Source organism: Streptomyces sp. NPDC013457 (assembly GCF_043089925.1).
Taxonomy (GTDB): domain Bacteria; phylum Actinomycetota; class Actinomycetes; order Streptomycetales; family Streptomycetaceae; genus Streptomyces.
The window spans coordinates 204,024-224,510 of the sequence record NZ_JBICBL010000013.1 but is presented as its reverse complement, the minus strand read 5'-3'; the positions used below and the strand labels follow the sequence as shown (position 1 = coordinate 224,510).

The window sequence follows — 20,487 nt, the reverse complement described above, 5'->3', positions numbered from 1 at the left end:
CGCGGCCTCCTCATCGTCTCCGCCCTCGCCACCGACTGGGGAACCCACATCACCCCCGACACCCGAGAAGTCTGGGCACGCCTCGCCAGCTAACCACCCACCCCACCCAGCTGTTGCCACGGTCCAGCCACCCGAACACGGCCTCCACAAGTTCCAGCGGAACCGCGTCGAGACTCACCCGGCGCGGAAGGAAACGAGACATGAAAAACTACGCGTCCCTGGCCCGCTTCATACTCCTTGCCGTCCTATGGGGAAGCAGTTTCACCTTCATCAAGGTATCCCTCCACGGGGTCACACCGAGTCAACTAGTACTGAGCCGACTGTTCATGGGCGCACTTTTGCTCGTCGTCATCGCTCTGGTCAGCAAGGTTGCCCTGCCTCGCTCGGGCGAGGTGTGGGGGCACTACGCTGGCGCCGCGCTCTTCGGCAATGTCATCCCCTTCCTGCTCCTGTCCTACGGAGAGAAGACGACCGGAGCCGGCATCGCGGGCGTGCTCATCGGCGGCACCCCGTTGCTCACCCTCACCGTCGCCGCCCTCGCGTTGCCCGAGGAACGGGCCACACGCCGCAAAGCCATCGGACTGGTTGCAGGCTTCGTCGGTGTAGTTCTCCTCATCGGCCCGTGGAGCGAGCGACTCGGCTCCGCCAGCGGGCAGCTGGCATGCCTGGGCGCTGCTCTGAGCTACGCCATCGGCTTCGTGTACGTCCGGAAGTTCCTCTCCCCCCGAGGCGTCAAACCGCTGGCAGGTGCCGCCTCTCAGCTCATCGCCGCTACCGCGATCCAAGCCGCTGTCACCCCGTTCCTGGAGTGGGGCACCCCGAACTTCACCGGCCGCGTGACCGTTGGCATCGTCGCTCTCGGCCTGCTCAGCACGGGCCTCGCCTACATCCTGTACTTCCGTCTCATCAACGACATGGGCGCCGTCACCGCCTCCGCCGTCAATTACGTCGTGCCAGTCGTGGCCGTCGTGGCCGGTGTCCTCGTACTCAACGAGCCGGTCACTTGGAACCTCGTGGTGGGCGGTCTCGTCGTGCTCATCGGCATGGGCTACGCAGAGAACCGCGTCAAAGGGTTCCATAAGGAACCGCCTGTGCCTGCAAGGGATGAGAGCACGGGCCCGGATCGGGAGCACCCGATGACCTCTAGCGATTCATGTGCCAAACCCTGACCGGTAACCCGGCGAAACTCACCCGGGCGCCGTGCAGGAAGTCCCATAGGCAACTCAACAAGCGGTGCAGTGTGCTCCGTCCAGAATCACTCTTCCGATCGAGCGGCTCAAGGTTGGTGCCCTTGTGATGCGTGACTTGCGCAGTCTGTTCGCGTGTGCCGGGAGAGTCCGATGACTCCTCGCCGACCCTGGTGGCTGCTACCTCTTGGGCAGGTAACCGTGTCCGCGGGACGCAGGGGTGTCTTCTGGCACGTGCCGTCGGTCGTCGTACCTGCAGCAACTCTGCAGGCCTGCGCCGTGTTGGTGGTAGCGCTGCAGTTGCCTCATCTTGATGGTCTGTTTCTGGAGGGCAACGACATGTTTCCCATGTGTACGGCGATCATCGTTTTTGCCCTCATCTCTGGCTGGTCGTCGCTGGGAGACGCGTAGACGGTCGTGGTGCCCGTGCCTGCCAGGACGGACCCGGCTGCAGTTGTCGACGGCGTAGGCTCCCGGGCCTGCACCGGCGTCCCTGGCAGGACGCGCACGCCGAGTACGACCTGCGGGGTCTTCGTAGAGTCGTGCAGGGCCCCTTGGGGGCGCGCGGTGCTCCGTCAAGGTGCCTTGGGCTGGTTACGGCGGGCGTAGGCGCGGGCGGCGCGGGCGCGGTCGCCGCAGCGGGTGGAGCACCAGTGGCGGCGGCCGTGGCGGAGCAGGTAGCGGTTGCAGGGCGGGGAGCCGCAGGAGGTGAGGCGTTCGACCTCTGAGCCGGTGAGCAGGTCGGCTGCGTCGGCTGCGAGGGCCGCCAAGGCATGGTCGAGGATCTCGGTGGTGGGGTGACGGGTGGCGCGGTAGGGGCCGTCCTTGTCGTCCCATTGCAGCAGCGGGGCGGCGGAGACGCGGGTCATCGCGTCGTTGATGGCCGTGACGGCGGCGGGCAGGGCGGGAAGCCCGGCAGCGCGGGAGGCGAACAGCGACCTGGTCTGTTCACGCAGCGAGCGCAGCTGCGCCGCACACATTTCCCGCATGCCCACGTCGACCGGCGCGAGGCCCCGCTCCGTCAGCCAGTGGTTGGCCTGGTCAGGAGTCCCCAAACGATCGACCGTATGTCCGCCGGGCAGAGCGATCACGCTGTTGGCCAGGGCGAGGGAGAGGTGCTGTTCCTCCCCCTGCGCCGGCGGCAGGGTGGGCTCTTCGATCACGGGCTCCTCCATGTCCTCATGGTACGGCTTGCGCGTTTCCGTGAGAAATGGCTACGGTCTTCTCACGGTTAACCCACATCTATCCGTGAGGTGCTTTGAAGTGTCTGCTCCATCTGCAGCAACCGATCAGTTTCCGGTCCGCGTCCTGGGTGGTCCCACCACCTTCTTCGAGTACGGCGGTCTCCGCTTCCTGACCGACCCCACCTTCGACGCTCCCGGCGACCACCAGACACCCGCCGTGGTCCTGACCAAGACCGCCCCTCCCGTCGGCGACCCCGCTGACCTCGGCCACATCGACGTAGTACTCCTCTCCCATGACGAGCACGCCGACAATCTCGACACCTCCGGCCGGGCGCTGCTCGCCAACATTCCCCTCACCCTCACCACGCCCAGTGGCGCACAGCGCCTCGGAGAGAGAGCTACGGGCCTGCCTGATTGGGAATCGATCGAACTCAACCGCCCCGACGGCGGTACGGTCACCGTCACCGGCGTGCCCGCCATCCACGGCCCGGGCCGACGCGACGAGGTCGAGCCGATCTGCGGCGAAGTCGTCGGTTTCATCCTCACCGGGCAGGGCCTGCCCACCGTCTACGTCAGTGGCGACAACGCATCCCTCAACGCCGTCAAGGAAATCGCCGAGCGCTTCGCCCCGGTGGACACCGCCATCCTGTTCGCTGGCGCGCCACGTTTTGCCGGGCTCTTCAATGGTGAGGTGATCGTCCTGGACAGTGCTCAGGCGGCTGAAGCTGCCCATCTGCTTGCCGCCCGCCGTGTGGTGCCTGCCCACTACGACAGCTGGGCACATTTCACCGAGGGCCATGAGGAGCTGGCAGCCGCCTTCGCCACCGCCGGCATGGCGGACCGTCTGGACTGGGGCCAGCGCGTCTGAGCTGAGCCGCAGAGACTCCCGCTGGAGAAGACGTCGCCGCCAACCACTGATCTTGCGCGGGGCTCCGTCCTTTAGGGCAGGGGGAAGCGCATCCTCGGTCCGGAGGCGCTAAGCGCAGGACTTCGCGACAGGAACCCACCCCCAAGCGCCACCCCCACAGGGCGAGCAGGCGGGAATCTCCGTCCTTTTGAACGGAGAGAATGTCACGGCAGACCTCCCGCAGTCCGGGCATTGGGAAGGCGATCACCAAGATCGTGCAGGTAGCCCAGCCCGCGGTGCCCCACGGCGACCTCACCGTGACGCCCCCCAGGCGCCCTGGTACAGCATCAGGCTGCGGGCGAAACTCTCAGACGGGAAGTGGGGCGGCTTCTCCGCCCAGCGGACCGTCGGTTGGTGGGGACTGTACCGGCACGGCGGCTTCCCGCCGTGCCGGGAGCCGCCGGGAACAATCGGCCAGCTCCGCAGGTTCCCGCGAGCATGACGACGAAGCCCGATGTCCTGCGGTACACCGCGTTCTCCGCCGACCCCGAGGGTGGCAACCCGGCCGGCGTGGTCCTCGACGCCTCCGGGCTCGACGACGACACCATGCTCTCCATCGCCGCCGACCTCGGCTATAGCGAGTCGGCCTTCCTGACCGCACCTCCCGAGGGCCTCGACGGGGAACCCGGTCGGACCTTCACAATCCGCTACTTCAGCCCGAAGGCTGAGGTACCGTTTTGCGGCCATGCGACCGTCGCTACTGCGGTCGCCCTAGGCGAGCGCATCGGCCCGGGCGACCTGACCTTCGCCACGGCAGCTGGCGTCGTGCCTGTGACGGTCCGCGAGACGGAAGGAACCCTGCGGGCGACGCTCACCACGGTCAGGCCGCATACCGAGGACATCGCCGAGACGGACCTCGCCGAGGCACTGGCCGCGCTCGACTGGCCCGTTGGCGACCTGGACACCGCCCTGCCCTCGCGGATCGCTTTCGCTGGCGCCCGCCACCTGGTGATCGCCGCGGCTACCCGAGAACGGCTCGCCGACCTCGCGTACGACACCGACCGTCTCACAGTGCTGATGCACCAGCTCGACCTCACCACCGTGCAGTTGGTGTGGCGCGAGTCGGATCATGTCTTCCACGTACGGGACCCCTTCCCGGTCGGCGGTGTCGTAGAGGACCCGGCGACCGGCGCCGCCGCGGGCGCATTCGGCGCGTACGCTCGGGAACTCGGGCTGGTGGCGGACGACGCGGTGCTCACCCTCCACCAGGGCGCCGACATGGGCCGCCCGGGAGTGCTGACCGTGGAACTATGCGCAGAGGACGAGCGGGTGCGCGTAAGCGGGACAGGCGTCCGGATCGGCTAGGCCGTTTCCTTTGGACCACGAAGCGGGCCTCTGTCCTGAGGCTGGAGGGGGGGGTGATCGGTGCAGCTAGCCTGACGGCATGTCCATCTCATGGCGGTCCAGCGCCGCAGCGTTCGAGCAAATACTGGGCCGGCATGGCGTGGCCGCTGGCGCCTGCACCATGGAGGCGGCGTGGGCTGCCTTTGAGGAGTTCGTGCAGGTACCGCTCGAGGGCATTGAGGGGCCTGAGGACGACGGGGACGGCTTCATCGTTGAGTGGGGCGTCTGGGACTGGACCCAGAACCGGCCCGCGCTGTCTCTTGGACGACTGCTGGCGGTCAACGAGGACGGCGATCGGCAGGATCAGTACTGGCAGCCCCAGTACTGGAAGGTTGAGTTCCAGGCATGCTTCGCCGAGGACCCCGCCTGGGCAGACCTGCACATCAGCGGTGGCGGAGATAGCGGCTTCGATCACGCTGCCATCGGCGAGCCCAGAGCGGATGCGCTCGCGGAGACACGCCGTTTCGTTGACCAGGACCCGCTCTTCAGCGCGATGTGGCGGTCCGCTCCGATCGACATCGAAGTCACACTCGACCGGGCAGATTAGCCACACCTGGGGGTCATCTGTCCGACCAGATGAAGATCCCTGCAAGGTGAAGGCCGGCCAGGTAGATGGTGGCGGTCTTGTCGTATCGGGTGGCAAGGCCGCGCCACTGCTTGAGCTTGTTGATGCACCGCTCGACCGTGTTGCGTTGCTTGTATGCCTCGCGGTCGAAGGCCGGTGGCCTGCCGCCGCGGCTGCCGAGGCGTTTGCGGTTCGCGGTTTGGTCGGCGGGCTGCGGGATCACGGCCCGCATGCCGCGCCGACGGAGATGACTACGGATCGCCCGAGACGAATAGGCCTTGTCGGCCAGGACCAACTCCGGGGTGATCCTGGGGCGGCCGATCGGCCGCGGCACTCGTAAGCGGGCCATGACGTGGGCGAACGCGGGTGCGTCACCAGCCTGGCCGGGCGTGATGACGAAGGCGAGCGGACGGCATCGGCTGTCCGCGGCGAGGTGGATCTTGGTGGTCAGTCCGCCGCGGGACCGTCCAAGGGCATGGTCGTCCGGGTCGCTGGCCGGGGCCCCTTTTGACGGGCCCCGGCGGCGTGCTGATGAGCCCGGACGACGGTGGAGTCGACCGCGACGACCCAGTCGAGATCGCCTTCGGCGTCGGCCTGGGCCAGCAGAGCGGTGAAGACCTTCTCCCAGGTGCCGTCAGCGGCCCACTTCCGCAGGCGGTTGTGGGCGCCCTTCCACGAGCCGAAGTGCTCGGGCAGGTCCATCCACGGCGTTCCAGTGCGGTACTTGCACGCGATTGCGTCGATCACCTGCCGGTGATCACGCCACCGGCCACCCCGCTTCGGCGTCCGGTCCGGCAGCAGCGGCTCGATCCTCGCCCACTGGGCGTCAGTCAACGACACAGATCAACCAACGATCGGATGATCCGAAGGAAACGCCCTAGGCCGCTGCTCGACCCCTTGCTGACCAGAGGACGAGAGTCGCGGCAGTTGCGGTGCTTGTTGGCATCCTCTCCCCTGAAGGACGGAGGTTCCCGCCTGCTCCCTCCGGTGGGGGTGGAGCTTGGGGTGGGTTCCTGCTTCTTCGCACTGTGCCGGGACAGGTCCCGGTCTTACCTGCGCTCGACAGGCCGGTGCCGCCAGTCCCGTGGCCGTGGCGACGTTCACGGCCGCGTTGACGTCCCGGTCCAGACGGCCCCGTACGCCCTGCATTCCCATACGCGCTGCTGCAGGGGCTTGGGGCCGTCCTTGAGGCCGCACTGCGAACCTCAAGCCGGGCCTGCGTCCCGCTACGTTTCACACCAGTTCCGGGCGGACCAGCCGACCGCGGCGCGATCCCGAGGCGGTCGCCTCAGGCATCGCATCGTGAGCTGTTCGAGGATGCAGGGATCGTGCCTGTTCAGGTGATACTGCTGGTGGAAAGGGCACCGACCGTCGACGGGCGGGAGCCCCCGCGCTCGGCTTCAACCCAGCAGTCGTCGGTGTGCACCCGGGCGGACCTCGACCGTCCGTATCATTGCGTCAGGGAACGGACATCGGCCGCGCCCTGCGTGCGCCACCCCTCCTCCCGGAATACAGTGCGCGCACTGCTAGATCCTGATCTCAAGGTGATGACTCCCGAGTGCGAGATCGCAGCGCGAGACCATAAGGCATCACCCGCTGGGCACTCTCGCCTCTTACTGGCGAAGAGTGCCGCATGGGTCGACGGCTAACCGGTCCGAACGGACTAGGAAGGTTCCCTGAGGAATGAATCACTCGCAGTCCAACCAGACCATCATGGATTGGATGCTCAAGGATCTGGCGGATGAGGTCCCGCATACGAGGAGTGTCATTGTTCTGTCCTCGGACGGCGTACGCATTGGTCAGCACGATGCAGTCAGCGACGCTGCCGACCGGATGGCGGCAGCGTGCACGTGGCTCCAAAGGGCGGCGGGTACTATCGCCCCCGAGCTGCCGGACAGCAGCGGCCGAATCAACCTGGTCGCCATGGACATGAGTGCCGGCTTCTTCTTCCTGATGGCCGTTGGATCGAGTGCCTTCCTTGCGGTCCTCGCCGACGAGGACGTGGACGGAGTTCAGATGGGGCTGCGCATGCGCGACCTCGTCCCACGAATCGAGCACCTGATTTCAAAGACTCAATAGGGACCCCTTCGTGGCTGATCTGACTTTCTGTCGCAGAGCAGGCAGCCATGCTCGCTGCCCAGTCACGCGCTGCCAAGGCCAGCACTTCACGTTGAACAGACCAGTGCTCCGATAGTCGCCGCCACCTCAACCCCTCACATGCCAGATGCAGTCCGGCATCACGCTCGACACGCATGACGATGGAAGCGAAGTCAAACGCGAGCGTCAGCACAGGATTCGCCAGACCCCGGTTGCGGCACCTGCTGGATGAGGGACGCCCCGCACAACAGGCTTTCGTGCAGGTGGCGTAGCCATGGCCCCGGCTCGACGCCGATCTCATCGGCCAGCCAGCGGCGCAGTCTTCTGTAGTGACAAAGTGCCTCGGGCTGTCGGCCGCACTGGTCGAGCGCGATCATCAGCAGTCCGGCCGCTGTCTCGTCGCCCGGAAAGTCGCTCGTTACCTCCCACAGGGCTGGCAAGAGCTGGGCATGGTGTCCCAACCGGAGACCGATCTCGGCACGCAGGAGCTGGGCTTGCTGATACTCGCGGCACAGCGTACGACGCATCATGTGTGCCCAGTGTCCGGGTACTTCGGACAGTGGGGTACCTCTCCACAGCTCCAGAGCAGGAGTGAGGAGCTCCAGCGCTGCGTGGTCCTGCCCGGTCCGGGTAGCGGTGCGGGCTTCTTGGACGCCCGTCCGGAAGCAGGTGATGTCAACGGTCACAGCTTTTTTGCTCAGCAAGTACCCGTCCTGACGCCGCTGGACTGGGTTGATGTCACACACTTGACGGATGGATCTTCGCAGACGCTTCGCACAAGTGTAGAGGGCATCCATCGGATCGACGGGCTGGTTGGCGCCCCAGATTCGCTCAATGAGCGACTCGTCCGGGACAGTGTGGCCGTGCCTCGAGGCAAGCAGGGCCAGCAGTGTGCGTGCGCGGCCTGAAGCAGGGCGAAGTGCGCTGGCCTCGCCCTCCACGATCACTGGACCCAGTAGACGTACGAACATGGATGTCCTCTTCCCTGCAGTCGCTTGCGCTGCTTGCTGTCACCCGTCGCGGGACCGACGCCGTGAGCCTGTAGCGCAGCGCACGCTCGGTTTGTGAACCTGAGGTGCGAGCGTTGGCCGAGGTATGCCACGTCAGGTTCACAAGTCTGCGACTGCGACAGTCGCAGAGAGCTTGGGGTGCGGGCGAACCGCAGCACCCAGAGCGCTGAGGAACTCAGTCGCCCGGCCGGCTGAGTTCAATCCGCCCGGAAAGAGCCGTAAACCCGAGAACTGAGTAGAGCTGATGACGCGACGTAGGACGGATCGCCTTGCAGGCTGTCGATCTACCAATCTTCCCCAGCGCGCACTTTGGTTCACTCATTCTCAGCTGGCATCGCGCCCGACGAGCGTCTCTCTGGTCCGCAGCAGCTGTTCACGCAACACGCCCATGCGGTACAGATTTACCCCGAATGTGAATCGACTCGGACTTTCGGTCTTCTCCATCATTATGCCGACGCGACGCTGCACAGTCCGCAAGCCGATGCCCAATTTTCTGCCAATCGAAACATCAGGCATTCCCTCACACATGAGCCCGACTATGCGGACGTCGAGGGCATCGGCACACGGGTGCGGGTAAGGGTTTTCTATTTCATCCCTTACTTGCAGTTTCCAAGAATTCATGTTTGCGGGAGTACAACTGCGCCATATATCCACGGGTCACACAGCCTCGTTAGTGGGCCCCGCACCTGCCGTGACTTGCACGCGGGCGAACACCGTCTTGCCCGAGCGGTAGCAGGATGTGCCCCATGTGTCAGACAGTTGGTCCACGAGGTCCAGCCCGAATCCCCCGTGATCACCGCGTTCGAGCGCGGGGACGACGGCGGGCGAGCACGCCATGTTGTCCTTGTCGTCGACCTCGATTGTCAGTGTGCTGCCATCCCATATAAGCCGAAGGCCTACAACACCAGGGGTGTGTCTGCAAGCATTCGTCACGAGTTCCGACGTCACTAGCACGGCCGCCTCACCCCCGTCACGGTCGGCCGGACTATTCGCAGAGATCAGTCCGATCCTTCTCATAGTCTCGACGGTGAATTGACGCGCTGTGCGTACAGCCACTGGGTCATCGACCAGGGAAGCGCAGAATTCCATATGGCGTACTCCGTACATGGCCCCGATCCACCCTTCGAGTCGGTACGATCTTTGGAATCAAGAGACGGAACAATTCCACCACTTCACCCCACGCGTCCTCAGTGGTGAACACGTGCGCTTTTATGTCGACCGGTGGCTGATTCGCCACCTGGGGCGAAGATCTTGTCGACCCGAGGAGGGGCTCAGCATGGCCACCAGTAGGGATCGCAGCAGATAGCCGCTGCGAAGGGCCTGCCTTCCCATGTCCGGTGCTACTCGGGTGCCGGTAAGAATCGCCAGCTCAGAACGCCCGAGGACTGACCTTGTCGCGGAACCTGCGGCGGACAACCGTCCAGCTCTGGTCTTGCGCAGTGCTCCGTCCCTATAGGGCGGGGGTAAAGCGCATCGTTGGTATGGAGGCGCGCAGCGCCGGAGCTCGCTGCCTCTCCGGGTGCCGGTCGGAGTGGCCGCTTATCACCCACGGCATGCAGCTCAGGTACTCCTTCCGGATGTACCCGAACGGCCCTCAGGGTTCGGCGTTGGCCAGGGTGTCCGGGTGCGATCGGGTGGTGTTCAACGACGCGCTGGGCGTTCAACAGACAGCCCGTGCTGTTGGGTTGCCGATCGTCCCGTCGGCTATTGTCCAAGCGGCTCACGCCGTAACGAAGACTCCCGAGCGGGCCTGGCTCGGTGAGGTGTCGTCGGTGATCCTCCAGAAGTCCCTGAGGGATCTGGATACCGCCTACCAGAACTTCTTCGACAGTCTCAAAGGAAAGCGCCCCGGCAAGGGCAACCGGCAGGCCGTGCGGTTCACGGCCTGCCGGTTGGCGGATCACTGCCGGCGGGAATCTGCTCGGCTGCCGAAGATCGGTGACGTGCGGGTGAGGGGGTCCCGGTCCCTGCCGTCCACCCCATCCACGATGACGGTGGTCAAGGACGGGTCCGGAAGGTACTTCGCGAGTTTCGTCGTAGAGACCGGTGCGGACGAGACCTTGCCCGAGACGGCCGGTGCGGTCGGTGTCGACCTGGGCCCGTCGCACTTCGCGATCCTTTCGGACGGAACGAAGATCGACAGCCCGCGCTGCCTGCGCTGGCCGAGAAGAAGCTTGAGAAGGCCCAGCAGGACGTCGGAAGGCGAAGGGGTCCAGCAACGGGACGAAGGGCCGGCTCGAGGTCGCCCGCGTACACGCCCGGGTGGCCGACGCACGGCAGGAGTCCTACCGGCTCTCCACCCGGCTGATCCGCGAAAACCAAGCGATCGGCGTGGAGGACCCGGCGGTCAAGGGACTCGCCCGCACACACCGGGCCGGGTCCGTGCACGACGCTGGCTGGCCGCAGTTCGTCTCGATGCTGGAGTACAAGGCCGCCTGGTGCGGGCGCACCCTGATCAAGATCGGCCGGTTCGAGCCGACCTCACAGGTGTGCTCGCAGTGCGGCGTCAAGGACGGCCCCAAGCCGTTGCACCAGCGCGTGTGGAGTTGCGGAGAGTGTGGCCGTCCTTGATCGGGACGTCAACGCGACGGTCAACGTCGCCACGGCCGCTGGACTGGCGGTACGAGCCTGTCGAGCGCGGGTAAGACCGGGACCCGTCCCGGCTCAGCGCGAAGAAGAGGAACCCACCCCAAGCTCCACCCCCACCGGGGCGAGCCGACGGGAATCTCCGCCCTTCAGGGCAGTGAGGATGTCAAACCTCCAGGAAGAAGACCCCCGAGCACTAGGTCCCAGGGGTCACCCCCGTCAGGCTCGGCCTTCAGCGGCACGGGTGCCACGGAGGCCGGCGTCCTGACACGGCTGGCCCCACCTATTGCCTGGCATCAGAGACTTGGCGCGCCTCAGGCCAGGCCCGCGTGCCAGGCGCTGCAGAACTTCGCCACGCCGTCGGCCCCATCTCGCAGGCAGACCATGACTTCGTACCTGGTGCCCTCGGCGATGCTGAAGTCCTTGCTCACCCAGCCGCCGCTGTCCCCGGTGGCGGCACCATTGGCGTCGTCGAGACGGTAGGTGTTCCCGTTGAAGCGAAGATAGCCCGAGGCTCGGTAGCCGTCAGAATCCTTGTCCTGCACGCGGAACTGCTCACCTTCGTCCATCAGCCACGCGTGGCCACCAGGGTTGTCGTCGGTGGTGTACGCATGCGCGATGGTTCCGGCCGACGCGCTCGTCGCCGTGCCCATTGCCAGAGCGACCGCAGCAAGAGCGATGCCGACGGCCTTCGCCGAACGCTTCCGGATCAGCTTCATTTGGTTTCCCCGATCTTTCCGATATTGGAATCGAGGGCACATGGCCCGATGCTCCGTCACGTTGGTGCAGATCCTGGAATCAGGAGGTGGAACAATTTCAGCACCTCACGACCCGCGTTCTCAGTGGTGAACACGTGCGCCTTTATCGCGATCGGTGGTTGATTCGCCACCCATGGCGCGAGACCTGAAGCGGGCATAAGCTCGCCCAATAGGGCTCGCCACCCGCGGCTGGTGGTCCGCTCCAGCAGCACCTGGCCCGCGCTCGACCGCCCCCGGAACCAACACCTCCTTGGCCAGGTCTCCAGGTCGCTCGGTTCGCGCCGATACGCGCAACCAGAGCCAGCAAGCGTTGTAAGGACGGCAGGTTCCCGCTATGGAACAGGGGAACCTCGGCTGCGGTCGCGCTGTCCAGATCGGTGGTTCACGAGACGGACCGCGGGCCCGATCCGGTCTACCAGCGGTCGGGTGAGCGCCTGTACCACCACGCAGGGAGTCATGTCCCAAAGCGACCAATTTCCGGTCTGGGTGGCGCCCCCTGATTGCGACGATGACTCACCAGGGGACGCCACCATGGAGATCCGACTGCCTATCAGCGTCACGACCATGGTTGTCGGGACCCCGCCCGGCTGCCGTAAGGGCTTCTGGCTGGGTACACCGCCGGCTTCCAGGGCGTCGGCAGTCATGACGTCGGGATACCTTCCACTTGCTGAGGGCCAGAAGGGAGCACCGAGGCGTCAGATGCGTCCAGTTCGGGCAGGAATGTACGCCATCACGGCCACCTATTCGGCCCTCGCGGAGGATCTGCTACCGACTCCGGGCCGTCTCGCCGGTGGCACCCGACATCCTTCAACTCCTTGTACAGAGTGGCGTCCTCGTGTGATCCGCGAGCGCACCCTCGCGTCGATCTCCTATCGGGGACCTCGATCGCGGACTGGCTGCCCGAGAAGTGAGGCACGTGCTGTCATCGCCCCTGCGAGGCGCTCATCGCCCGAGTCCATCACGGGGCCGCAACTGCAACCGCGTTGGCCTCCTGCACTCCTGTGTCAGATGTGGAAGCTGTGTGGGTACGTCGTCACGTACTGTGACTCTGGGTGTGTGCCGGAGGTTGCTGCCCGCCCGGCGGGGGCGCGGGGAACCACTCCTCGGGTTCGGGCCAGACGAAGCCGGGGGGGATGTCGTACGTTTCGAACGTCGTGCCTGTCGCCTGCTGCGTAGCGAAGAACGCGAAGGCGTTCTGATTAGCGAACTGGCCGGACTGGCTCACGGGAAACCCGCGGCTTTGGAACTCCTCGATCCGCTCAGGCCAAGGCCGCCCTCCAACGTCGAAGGCGATGTGCTGTATGCCCTCGCCATGTTCATCGAGATATTGCTGGAAGATCGACGGACCGTACAGCGGCTGCATAATCTCCACGGCTAGGTCGCCTACATCGGCGAAACAGACCTTGATCGCGTAGTCCGCCTCGGTTCCCTGGTAGGTGCGTTGTGTCACCGTGTGCGAGTCGAACGTGTAGATCCGCCAGGGTCCGATCCCGAGGCGGACCAGCCCTTCCATGGTCCGTCGGTGGTTGCGAGTGACAAAGCAGATCTCGATCAAATTGCCGAGAAAGCTGTTGGACAGTTCCGTGGCGCTGACGACCGTGGGCCAGTCGATCTCGCCCTCCGGTCGGTCCTCGATGTGCGTCGGCTCGGACACTAGTACCTCGATTCACTCGTGATCTTGCAGGTGTGGGCGGCGCTGTGAGTGCCGGGCAGCAGATGCGCGTACACCTTTGTTCCCTCGAGTTTGTTGGCGGCGACGTCAGGTGGTGCGCGGTCCGCCTCCGGAGTGCCACATCGAAGGCACATATCCCGATCCACCCGTCGATTTGGTGCAGGTTCTGCATCAGGAGTTCATCACCACACCCCCCTCGTTCCCAGTGGTGTCAGCGTGCGCTTTCACGGCGAGCAGTAGTTGATTCACCACCGACATCGGGGCTTCCGGCGGTCCACCCCGTCCACGGTGACCGCGGTCAAGGACGCGGCCGGGAGGTACTTCGCCTCCTTCGTGGTCGAGACCGGGGACGGCGATGCACCGCCCGAGGCGGCATGCGAGGTCGGTGTCGACCTGGGCCTGTCGCACTTCGCGATCCTCTCGGACGGCGCGAGGATCGACAGCCCCGCGCTTCTTGCGCCGGGCGGAGAGGAAGCTTAAGAAGGCCCGCTAGAGACACAGCCGCAAGGCCAAGGGCAGCAACAACAGGACGAAGGCCCGGCTCAGGGTCGCCCGCGCTCACGCACGGGTGGTCGACGCTCTGCGGGAGTTCCACCACAAGCTCTCCACCAAGCAGATCCGCGACGACCAAGTGATCGGTGTGGAAGACCTGGCGGTCAAGGGCTCGCCCGCACGAAGCTGGCCAAGTCCGTCCACGACGCCGACTGGTCGGCATTCCTGACCATGCGTACAAGGCCGCCTGGCGCGGGCGCACCCTGATCAAGATCGGCCGGTTCGAGCCGACCTCGCAAGTGTGCTCGCACTGTGGCGTCAAGGACGGCCCCAAACCCCTCCACATCCGTGTGTGGGAATGCGGGGGATGCCGGGTCTGTCCTGGACCGGGACATCAACGCGGCGGTCAACGTCGCCAAGGCCGCCGGACTGGCGGTACCAGCCTGTCGAGCGCGGGTAAGACCAGGACCTCTCCCAGCACAGCGCGAAGAAGCAGGAACCCACCCGAAGCTCCACCCCCACCGGGGCGAGCCGACGGGAATCTCCGTCCTTCAGGGCGGAGAGGTGGTCAAGGCACTCAGGAGGCCGCAGACCCTCAAGTTCTCATCAACGCATCGGCCTCCAGAGCCAGGAACAGGTCGACCCGACCCTCGAACTTCAAAGGGTCGCGGCCAGTCAGTTCACCGATGCGGGTGAGCCGCTTCCGCAGCGTGTTCACGTGGATGTACAAGGCGTCGGCCGTGGCAGCAAACTGCGCCTCGTTGGCAAGAAACGTGCGCAGGGTGAGCTCCAGCTGGGCTCCCCGTTGGACATCGTGATCACGCAGGGGTGTCAGGAGCGCATCTGCGAAGCGCTGCACGACCTGCCCGTCCAAGCGCCCCAGCAACGCGCTGTGGGAGGGCAGTTCCGCGAATCGAGCCATTCGGGACGCGGAACTGCCGCGGGCCAGCAGTTGGCACGCCTCTCGCGCTTCCATCAGCGGGACTCTCAGCTTGGTGCTGTCCCCGGCCGGTCCGCCGTGGCCCAGCACTACTCTTTGCTCAGGGAACTGCCCGTCCAGTACGCCCAGCAGCCGGGCCATCGACGCCGCAAGTTGTTCCTCCGTAAGACGCCACGGAAAGATCGCCACGGTGTCGCGTCCACCCGGGGCCACGACGGCCGGCACGCCCTCGGACACAAAGTAGGCCATCACAGCATTGGCAGGCACAGGCGAGACTGCCGCACCTTCGTCCGTGACGGCGAGGGCGCACACGGCGAGCGGGTCACCTGCCTCGATTCCGAAGGTCTTCAGGCGGGCGGCGAATTCTCGTGACGCGCTCGCGCCTGAGAAGATCATGTCGACCAGCTCGCCTGCGAAGCGCATTTCTGTGGCTTGCACGGCGTGCAGCCGGGCAGTCTCCATGCTGAGAAAGTGCGCGGCCTGTTCCAGAGCTCCGTGCTCCGCCTCGTCGAGAGAGGCGGCTGGCCTGAGGCACATGAGCACCGCGTCGGCTTCTCCGAAAGCCCCTACGGGGTACAACACCGCCGAGTCGTTCGACAGCGTCAGCTCCAGTGGAGGCGGGCGGCGCGCGACGGCTCGTGCCACCACCGCAAGGTCATCCTCGGTGAGGTCTGCTCCGGCGGAGCCCAGAAGGTGACCCATGCGGTCCACCACCGCGAGGCGTAGATCGTGATCGCGACGCAGTACTCGCAGGACGCCGCCGGCTCCGGTTCCGGAGCTGATCGCATCGGCCAGCGCGTTGCCGCGCCGGACGGACGCCATGAGAGTGCTCTGCCGGTGTTCCGCCAATGTCTGGGCGGCGGCCTGGGACAGCGCGGTGAACGGGACATTGACTGACAACTCGAGCAGGGGCATGCCCGCCGTGCGGCAGGCGTTGATCACATCGACTGGTGTTGCCTGCATTTCACGCCGCAGTCCGAAGACGATCCCGGATGCGCCGACGCTCTGCACCCGGTCAACGAAGGCTTCTGCCGGATGTCCCGCGATGTGCCACAGGCCGTTGGTCATCACCAGTTCACCGCGCCGGATGTATGGCGAAGGATCGGGTAGCTCGGTGTTGTGTGTCCACGAGACTTCGGTATCGAGTGCGCCCGTGGGTCCAGGTACCAAGACCGTCAGCTCAAGCTCGCGATTCTCGCAGAGAGTGCGCAGCGTTAGCATGGTGTCTACTTAACCACCCTTTGTGGGTATTGCAGAGCGTCATCTCCACTGACCCTACACCGCGACCTGCTGTTTTTGTGACCAGCATCACCTCGTGGGCAGTCTGGTCTCGGAGGCCGCCATGCCATCGCATCGCAATGAAGCTGCTTCGCCGGCAGCGGAGGCGACATTCGACTCTCACGGAGTCGATCCCCTGCCCGCTGCTGCTCGGAGTTCCACTGCTTGGGAGCAGTTCTGGATCTGGACCGGAGCGAACATCGCCCCCATCAACTGGGTACTTGGTGCACTGGGCGTCACGCTGGGCCTGAGCCTGGTCGAAACGCTGCTCGTCGTGGCCGTCGGTAACCTCTTCGGTTGTGCGATTTTCGGCCTCTTCAACCTGATGGGGCACCGCACCGGGGTCAATCAGATGCTGCTGGGAAGAGCAGCATTCGGCCGACGGGGTGCCATCGTGCCGGGCATTGTGCAGGGGCTGCTTGCCATGGGCTGGGTCGGGGTCAACACCTGGGTCATCCTCGACCTGGCGGTCGCCATGCTGGCCAAGCTCGGGATTCACGGAGGCGAGGGCCTGAAATATGTGGTGGCCGGGGTCGTCATGCTGGTCCAGCTGAGCCTTGCCGTCTACGGCTTCTATGCCATTCGATCCTTTGAGAAGTACACCGTGCCGCTCACGGCCCTCGTCATGGCCGCTATGACCATCCTCGCGCTGACTCAGGTCGATCTGAACTGGACGTCTGGAACCGCGGCTTCCAGCGACAAGTTCACCGCGGTCACGCGGCTTCTCACCGCGATCGGTATCGGCTGGGGGGTGAGTTGGCTACCCTATTCGGCTGACTACAGCCGGTTCGTCAAACCCAGCACGTCGGGGCGGAAGGTCTTCTGGGCGACGGCGCTGGGGATGTACCTCCCCACCGTGTGGCTTGCCGCGCTTGGCGCGTGTCTTGCCAGCGCCGGGAACAGCGGCGACCCTTCCCAGCTGGTAATAGCGTCTTTCGGCGCCATGGCGCTGCCGGTGCTGCTGCTGATCATGCACGGACCGATCGCGACGAACATTCTGAATCTCTACTCCTGTTCGCTTGCGGCCCTCACCGTGGGGATCCGCGTGGCGCGCTGGAAGGTCACAATGATCTCCGGCGTGGTGGCCTCGGGAGTGCTCGTCCTCTTCATGCAGTCCGAGAGCTTCGCCCACGCATTCGATAATTGGATGACGTCAATCCTTGTCTGGATCAGCCCCTGGGCTGGCGTCATGCTCGTCGAGTTCTTCGTCCTCCGCCGCGGTCACATCGACGTCACCGAGCTCTACCAGGAAGAAGGCCCTGCCGGAGGCGTCAAGGGCAGGGCCCTGCTCAGTCTGGGCGTGGGGATTCTCGCTGGCTGGAGCTGGCAGTACGGTCTGGTCCCCATCATGCAAGGACCGCTCGCCAGGGCCTTCGGCAACACTGACTTCTCCTGGCTATGCGGCATGTTGGTGGCAGGTGCGCTGCACTTCGCGCTGTCCCGCCGTTGGCCGGCGCACGGAGCTGGGCGCCGGGAGGGGCGGGCCGCAGCGGACATACCGCAGTCATGATGCGAGGAGGTGGAGCATGATCGCTGTAGCTTCCGACACCTATAGGGCCGAAATGGTATCGCTTCCCACCTCGCTCTGCCCGCCCGTGCGCTGGTTTCTTTGTCTCCATGAAGCCAGTGACCCCGGTATGCGAAAGCATCGACATCCCCGCAGGCGAGGGCAGAGCAGTCTTCGTCCATGCGGGGCAACGGGTAAAAATCATCGACGTCGAAGGTCAGCAGGTCGGCGACGTCTTCGCCTTCACACATGACGTCCGGGAGCACCACTCCGCGTCGCACACCCGGGCACACGTCAACCGCCTCTTTCCCGCGGTCGGTGAGCAGTTCGTGACGAGCCTGCGGCGTCCCATCCTCAGGCTCGTCGAGGATTCGTCGCCCGGCCGGCACGACATGCTCATCGCCGCCTGCGACGCAGCTCGTTACGCGGCCCTCGCCGCTCCTCCTGACCACACCTCCTGCGCTCAGAACATGCATGCGGCCCTGGCGGCGCTTGGGCTTTCCGCCGACACTGTGCCGCAGCCGATCAATATATTCATGGATATTCCCGTGGGCAGGGACGGTGTCCTCAGCTGGGAGACGGCAACATCCCGGCCGGGGGACAGCATCACCTTCGAGGCGGAGATCGACTGTGTGGTCGTGGTGTCCGCCTGTCCGCAGGACCTCGTAGACATCAACGCTGGCAGGCCCACGCCTCTCAGACTGCTGATAGAAGACGGAGCAACCGCATGACCAACGTCGCACACCCTGTTCTCGAGCCCGTGACCCTGGCTGGCTCCAGGCTGGCCAACAGGCTCGCCGTTGCTCCGATGACCCGTGTCTCGGCCAGTGAGGACGGCACGCCCACCGAGGCAATGGCTCGCTACTACTCTGCCTTCGCCTCGGGCGGCTTCGGTCTGGTCATCACCGAGGGCACCTACACCGATACGCATTACAGCCAGGGCTACTTCTGTCAGCCGGGGATCGTGACCAAGTCACACGTCGAGGCGTGGCGGCCGATCGTCGAGTCGATCCACACCGGCGGTGCCCGTGCTGTCATGCAGCTGATGCATGCGGGGGCGCTCTCCCAGGGGAACCGGTTCCGAACGGACACGGCGGGGCCGTCTGCCGTCCCCCCGATGGGGCAGATGATGCCCGAGTACGGCGGGTCCGGTCCTTGGCCCACTCCGCGTGCCATGACCCACGATGACATCGACACAGCCGTGCGGGGGTTCGTGGGCGCTGCCCTGAACGCGCGGCTCGCCGGCTTCGATGGCATCGAGGTGCACGCAGCGAACGGATACCTGCTCGACCAGTTCCTGACGGACTACACGAACCTGCGCAGCGACTCCTATGGGGGCTCTGTGACGAATCGAATCAGCTTGACGGCGCAGGTCGTCGAGCGCATCCGCGCTCAGATTCCCGACAAGAACTTCTGGGTGGGGGTACGTCTCTCGCAGACCAAGGTCAACGATTTCCAGTACCGCTGGGCCGGTTCCGATGACGCCCGCGTCGTGTTCACGTCGCTGGCCGACGCCGGCGCCGACTACCTTCACATCGCGAGCGAGGGCCGGGACTGGATTGAAACCGCGCGACTCGACGACGGGGACACGATCACCGCGCTCGCGAAGAAGGTGACCGGGCTTCCGGTGATAGCCAACGGTGGCATGCACGACATGAACCAGGCTGCCGACCTTCTCGAAGGGGGTCATGCCGACGTGCTGTCCCTGGGCCGAGGGGCGCTGGCCAACCCCGACCTCCCGAGCCGGATCGCCGGCGGACACGAACTGGAGACGTTCGACCACGCAATGCTCCAGCCTCGGGCGTCGCTGGACAATGCCGCACAGTGGCGCCGTGACATGAGTGCCTGAGCAAGCCGCCCATCCCATCTTCACCGGCCGGCACTGATGTGCCGGCCGGGCACGAGGAGCCGAAGCATGGACCTTTCCTGGCGAGGCGGAGCTGCCGCCGTCGCAACGCTGACCTTCGATGTAGACGCCGAGGCACCGATCCTCGCGCACGGTGCGCACTACGCCGCCCATGCATCGACCATGTCTCATCAGTCCTACGGCCCAGATGTCGGAGTGCCCAGAATCCTGGACTTGCTCGATGAAACCGGCGTGCCCGCGACGTTCTTCGTGCCGGGCTGGGTGGCGGAACAGCGACCGGGGCTCGCCGCCTCCATCATCGACCGCGGTCACGAAGTCGCGCACCACTCCTACAGTCATCGTCCGCCCACAGAGATGACGGCCGACGAGGAACGTGCGGACTTCGAGCGTGGCATGGAGGTGTTCGCCGCCCAGAACATCCCGATCACCGGGCATCGTGCCGCGAACTGGTCATCAACGTGGCTGACGCCGTCACTGGTCGCCGAGTACAACCTGCTCTACGACTCCTCGCTCATGGGGGACGACCGCCCCTACAACCTGCAGACCGGGGCCGGGACGATCGTGGAGCTTCCCGTCCACTGGTCTCTCGACGACTGGGAGCAGTACGCCTTCCTGCCCGCCCCGCATGTGGGGTCTGTCATCGAGTCCCCGCGCAAGGTGCTCGAGATGTGGACCGACGAGCTGGACGCCATGAGGCATTACGGCTGCCTGTTCAACCTCACCAACCATCCCTTCCTGAGCGGTCGGCCCTCGCGAGCGGTAGCTTTGCGCAACCTGATCGAGCACGCCCAGAACCGCGGCGACGTCCAGTTCGCCCGCTGCTCCGATGTGGCGCGCGCGGCCCAGGTCGATGCCACACTGCCTCTGCGCAGCCCTGTTCCTCCCACGCCGGCGGATTGACCACCGAGCTACCGAGCGAGTGGGCCGGCTGATCTGTTCCGGCCCGCACGTCTCGACTTCGCGGTGCATCCGGGGAGCCGCTTTCCCTTGCTCACTGCTCACACCCCGTCATCCATGAGGTGCAACACGATCCCCTCTTGGTACGACCGGCCGGTTCCCGTCCGCCTCTTCGGCGGTCGCTGTGCCCCACTCG

16 protein-coding genes and 3 pseudogenes are annotated in these 20,487 nt (G+C 65.5%); 12 read left to right on the top strand and 7 right to left on the bottom strand.

All coding sequences use genetic code 11. The annotated features are described in order from the left end of the window. Positions 1–200 precede the first annotated feature (200 nt). Positions 201–1,169, top strand: coding sequence for a DMT family transporter (locus tag ACF1G2_RS30785; protein ID WP_391801430.1), 969 nt, complete (start codon positions 201–203; stop codon positions 1,167–1,169). Positions 1,170–1,762: 593 nt separating this feature from the next. On the opposite strand, the gene ACF1G2_RS30780 is transcribed toward ACF1G2_RS30785, so the two are convergent. After that, positions 1,763–2,362 (bottom strand): CGNR zinc finger domain-containing protein, encoded by a 600-nt coding sequence (locus ACF1G2_RS30780; protein WP_391801429.1) that lies wholly within the window; start codon positions 2,360–2,362, stop codon positions 1,763–1,765. 88 nt (positions 2,363–2,450) lie between these two features. Between ACF1G2_RS30780 and ACF1G2_RS30775 the strand changes: the two genes are divergently transcribed. The 3 genes from ACF1G2_RS30775 to ACF1G2_RS30765 all read left to right on the top strand — a co-directional run bounded on the left by ACF1G2_RS30775 (position 2,451) and on the right by ACF1G2_RS30765 (position 5,169). Continuing rightward, on the top strand, positions 2,451–3,239 hold the full coding sequence (locus ACF1G2_RS30775; protein ID WP_391801428.1) for an MBL fold metallo-hydrolase: 789 nt from the start codon (positions 2,451–2,453) through the stop codon (positions 3,237–3,239). 477 nt (positions 3,240–3,716) lie between these two features. Continuing rightward, positions 3,717–4,583: a PhzF family phenazine biosynthesis protein gene (locus ACF1G2_RS30770; protein WP_391801427.1), complete on the top strand. Its 867-nt coding sequence runs from the start codon at positions 3,717–3,719 to the stop codon at positions 4,581–4,583. 79 nt (positions 4,584–4,662) lie between these two features. Further along, on the top strand, positions 4,663–5,169 hold the full coding sequence (locus tag ACF1G2_RS30765) for a hypothetical protein (protein ID WP_391801426.1): 507 nt from the start codon (positions 4,663–4,665) through the stop codon (positions 5,167–5,169). A gap of 13 nt (positions 5,170–5,182) precedes the next feature. On the opposite strand, the gene ACF1G2_RS30760 is transcribed toward ACF1G2_RS30765, so the two are convergent. Next, a protein-coding gene (locus ACF1G2_RS30760) for an IS5 family transposase (RefSeq protein ID WP_391801425.1) occupies positions 5,183–6,027 on the bottom strand; the annotation gives its coding sequence in 2 pieces (ribosomal slippage) (positions 5,183–5,697 and positions 5,697–6,027; 846 coding nt in all). 873 nt (positions 6,028–6,900) lie between these two features. Here ACF1G2_RS30760 and ACF1G2_RS30755 point away from each other — a divergent pair. Next, a complete protein-coding gene (locus ACF1G2_RS30755; RefSeq protein ID WP_391801441.1) occupies positions 6,901–7,266 on the top strand; it encodes a roadblock/LC7 domain-containing protein in 366 nt (121 codons plus the stop codon). 191 nt (positions 7,267–7,457) lie between these two features. Here ACF1G2_RS30755 and ACF1G2_RS30750 read toward each other — a convergent pair whose 3' ends face one another. Next, positions 7,458–8,255: a BTAD domain-containing putative transcriptional regulator gene (locus tag ACF1G2_RS30750; protein ID WP_391801424.1), complete on the bottom strand. Its 798-nt coding sequence runs from the start codon at positions 8,253–8,255 to the stop codon at positions 7,458–7,460. 696 nt (positions 8,256–8,951) lie between these two features. Beyond that, positions 8,952–9,383: an ATP-binding protein gene (locus ACF1G2_RS30745; protein WP_391801440.1), complete on the bottom strand. Its 432-nt coding sequence runs from the start codon at positions 9,381–9,383 to the stop codon at positions 8,952–8,954. Positions 9,384–9,775: 392 nt separating this feature from the next. Between ACF1G2_RS30745 and ACF1G2_RS30740 the strand changes: the two are divergent. Together ACF1G2_RS30740 and ACF1G2_RS30735 are read left to right on the top strand one after the other, a co-directional pair. Beyond that, positions 9,776–10,423, top strand: a pseudogene (locus ACF1G2_RS30740) (RNA-guided endonuclease InsQ/TnpB family protein); the annotation flags it as partial. Between the two features lie 127 nt (positions 10,424–10,550). Next, positions 10,551–10,865 (top strand): annotated as a pseudogene (locus tag ACF1G2_RS30735) (RNA-guided endonuclease InsQ/TnpB family protein); the annotation flags it as partial. Positions 10,866–11,194: 329 nt separating this feature from the next. Here ACF1G2_RS30735 and ACF1G2_RS30730 read toward each other — a convergent pair. Both ACF1G2_RS30730 and ACF1G2_RS30725 read right to left on the bottom strand, forming a co-directional pair. Continuing rightward, complete coding sequence (locus ACF1G2_RS30730) at positions 11,195–11,599, bottom strand: hypothetical protein (protein ID WP_391801423.1); 405 nt, start codon at positions 11,597–11,599, stop codon at positions 11,195–11,197. Between the two features lie 1,072 nt (positions 11,600–12,671). After that, a complete protein-coding gene (locus tag ACF1G2_RS30725; protein WP_391801422.1) occupies positions 12,672–13,292 on the bottom strand; it encodes a VOC family protein in 621 nt (206 codons plus the stop codon). A 291-nt stretch (positions 13,293–13,583) separates the two neighbouring features. On the opposite strand from ACF1G2_RS30725, the pseudogene ACF1G2_RS30720 reads away from it, so the two are divergent. Further along, a pseudogene (locus tag ACF1G2_RS30720) lies at positions 13,584–14,306 on the top strand (RNA-guided endonuclease TnpB family protein); the annotation flags it as partial. 91 nt (positions 14,307–14,397) lie between these two features. On the opposite strand, the gene ACF1G2_RS30715 reads toward ACF1G2_RS30720, so the two are convergent. Continuing rightward, positions 14,398–15,963 (bottom strand): PucR family transcriptional regulator, encoded by a 1,566-nt coding sequence (locus tag ACF1G2_RS30715; protein WP_391801421.1) that lies wholly within the window; start codon positions 15,961–15,963, stop codon positions 14,398–14,400. 94 nt (positions 15,964–16,057) lie between these two features. Here ACF1G2_RS30715 and ACF1G2_RS30710 point away from each other — a divergent pair, with 94 nt between their 5' ends. From ACF1G2_RS30710 to ACF1G2_RS30695, 4 genes are all read left to right on the top strand, one after another. Beyond that, positions 16,058–17,530 carry a purine-cytosine permease family protein gene (locus ACF1G2_RS30710; RefSeq protein WP_391801420.1) on the top strand — a complete coding sequence of 491 codons (1,473 nt, stop codon included), beginning with the start codon at positions 16,058–16,060 and terminating at the stop codon, positions 17,528–17,530. 107 nt (positions 17,531–17,637) lie between these two features. Next, positions 17,638–18,258: a DUF1989 domain-containing protein gene (locus ACF1G2_RS30705; RefSeq protein WP_391801419.1), complete on the top strand. Its 621-nt coding sequence runs from the start codon at positions 17,638–17,640 to the stop codon at positions 18,256–18,258. Then, complete coding sequence (locus ACF1G2_RS30700; protein WP_391801418.1) at positions 18,255–19,376, top strand: tRNA-dihydrouridine synthase; 1,122 nt, start codon at positions 18,255–18,257, stop codon at positions 19,374–19,376. The genes ACF1G2_RS30705 and ACF1G2_RS30700 overlap by 4 nt, the downstream gene beginning before the upstream one ends. A gap of 66 nt (positions 19,377–19,442) precedes the next feature. Further along, complete coding sequence (locus tag ACF1G2_RS30695; protein WP_391801417.1) at positions 19,443–20,294, top strand: polysaccharide deacetylase; 852 nt, start codon at positions 19,443–19,445, stop codon at positions 20,292–20,294. Positions 20,295–20,487 lie beyond the last annotated feature (193 nt).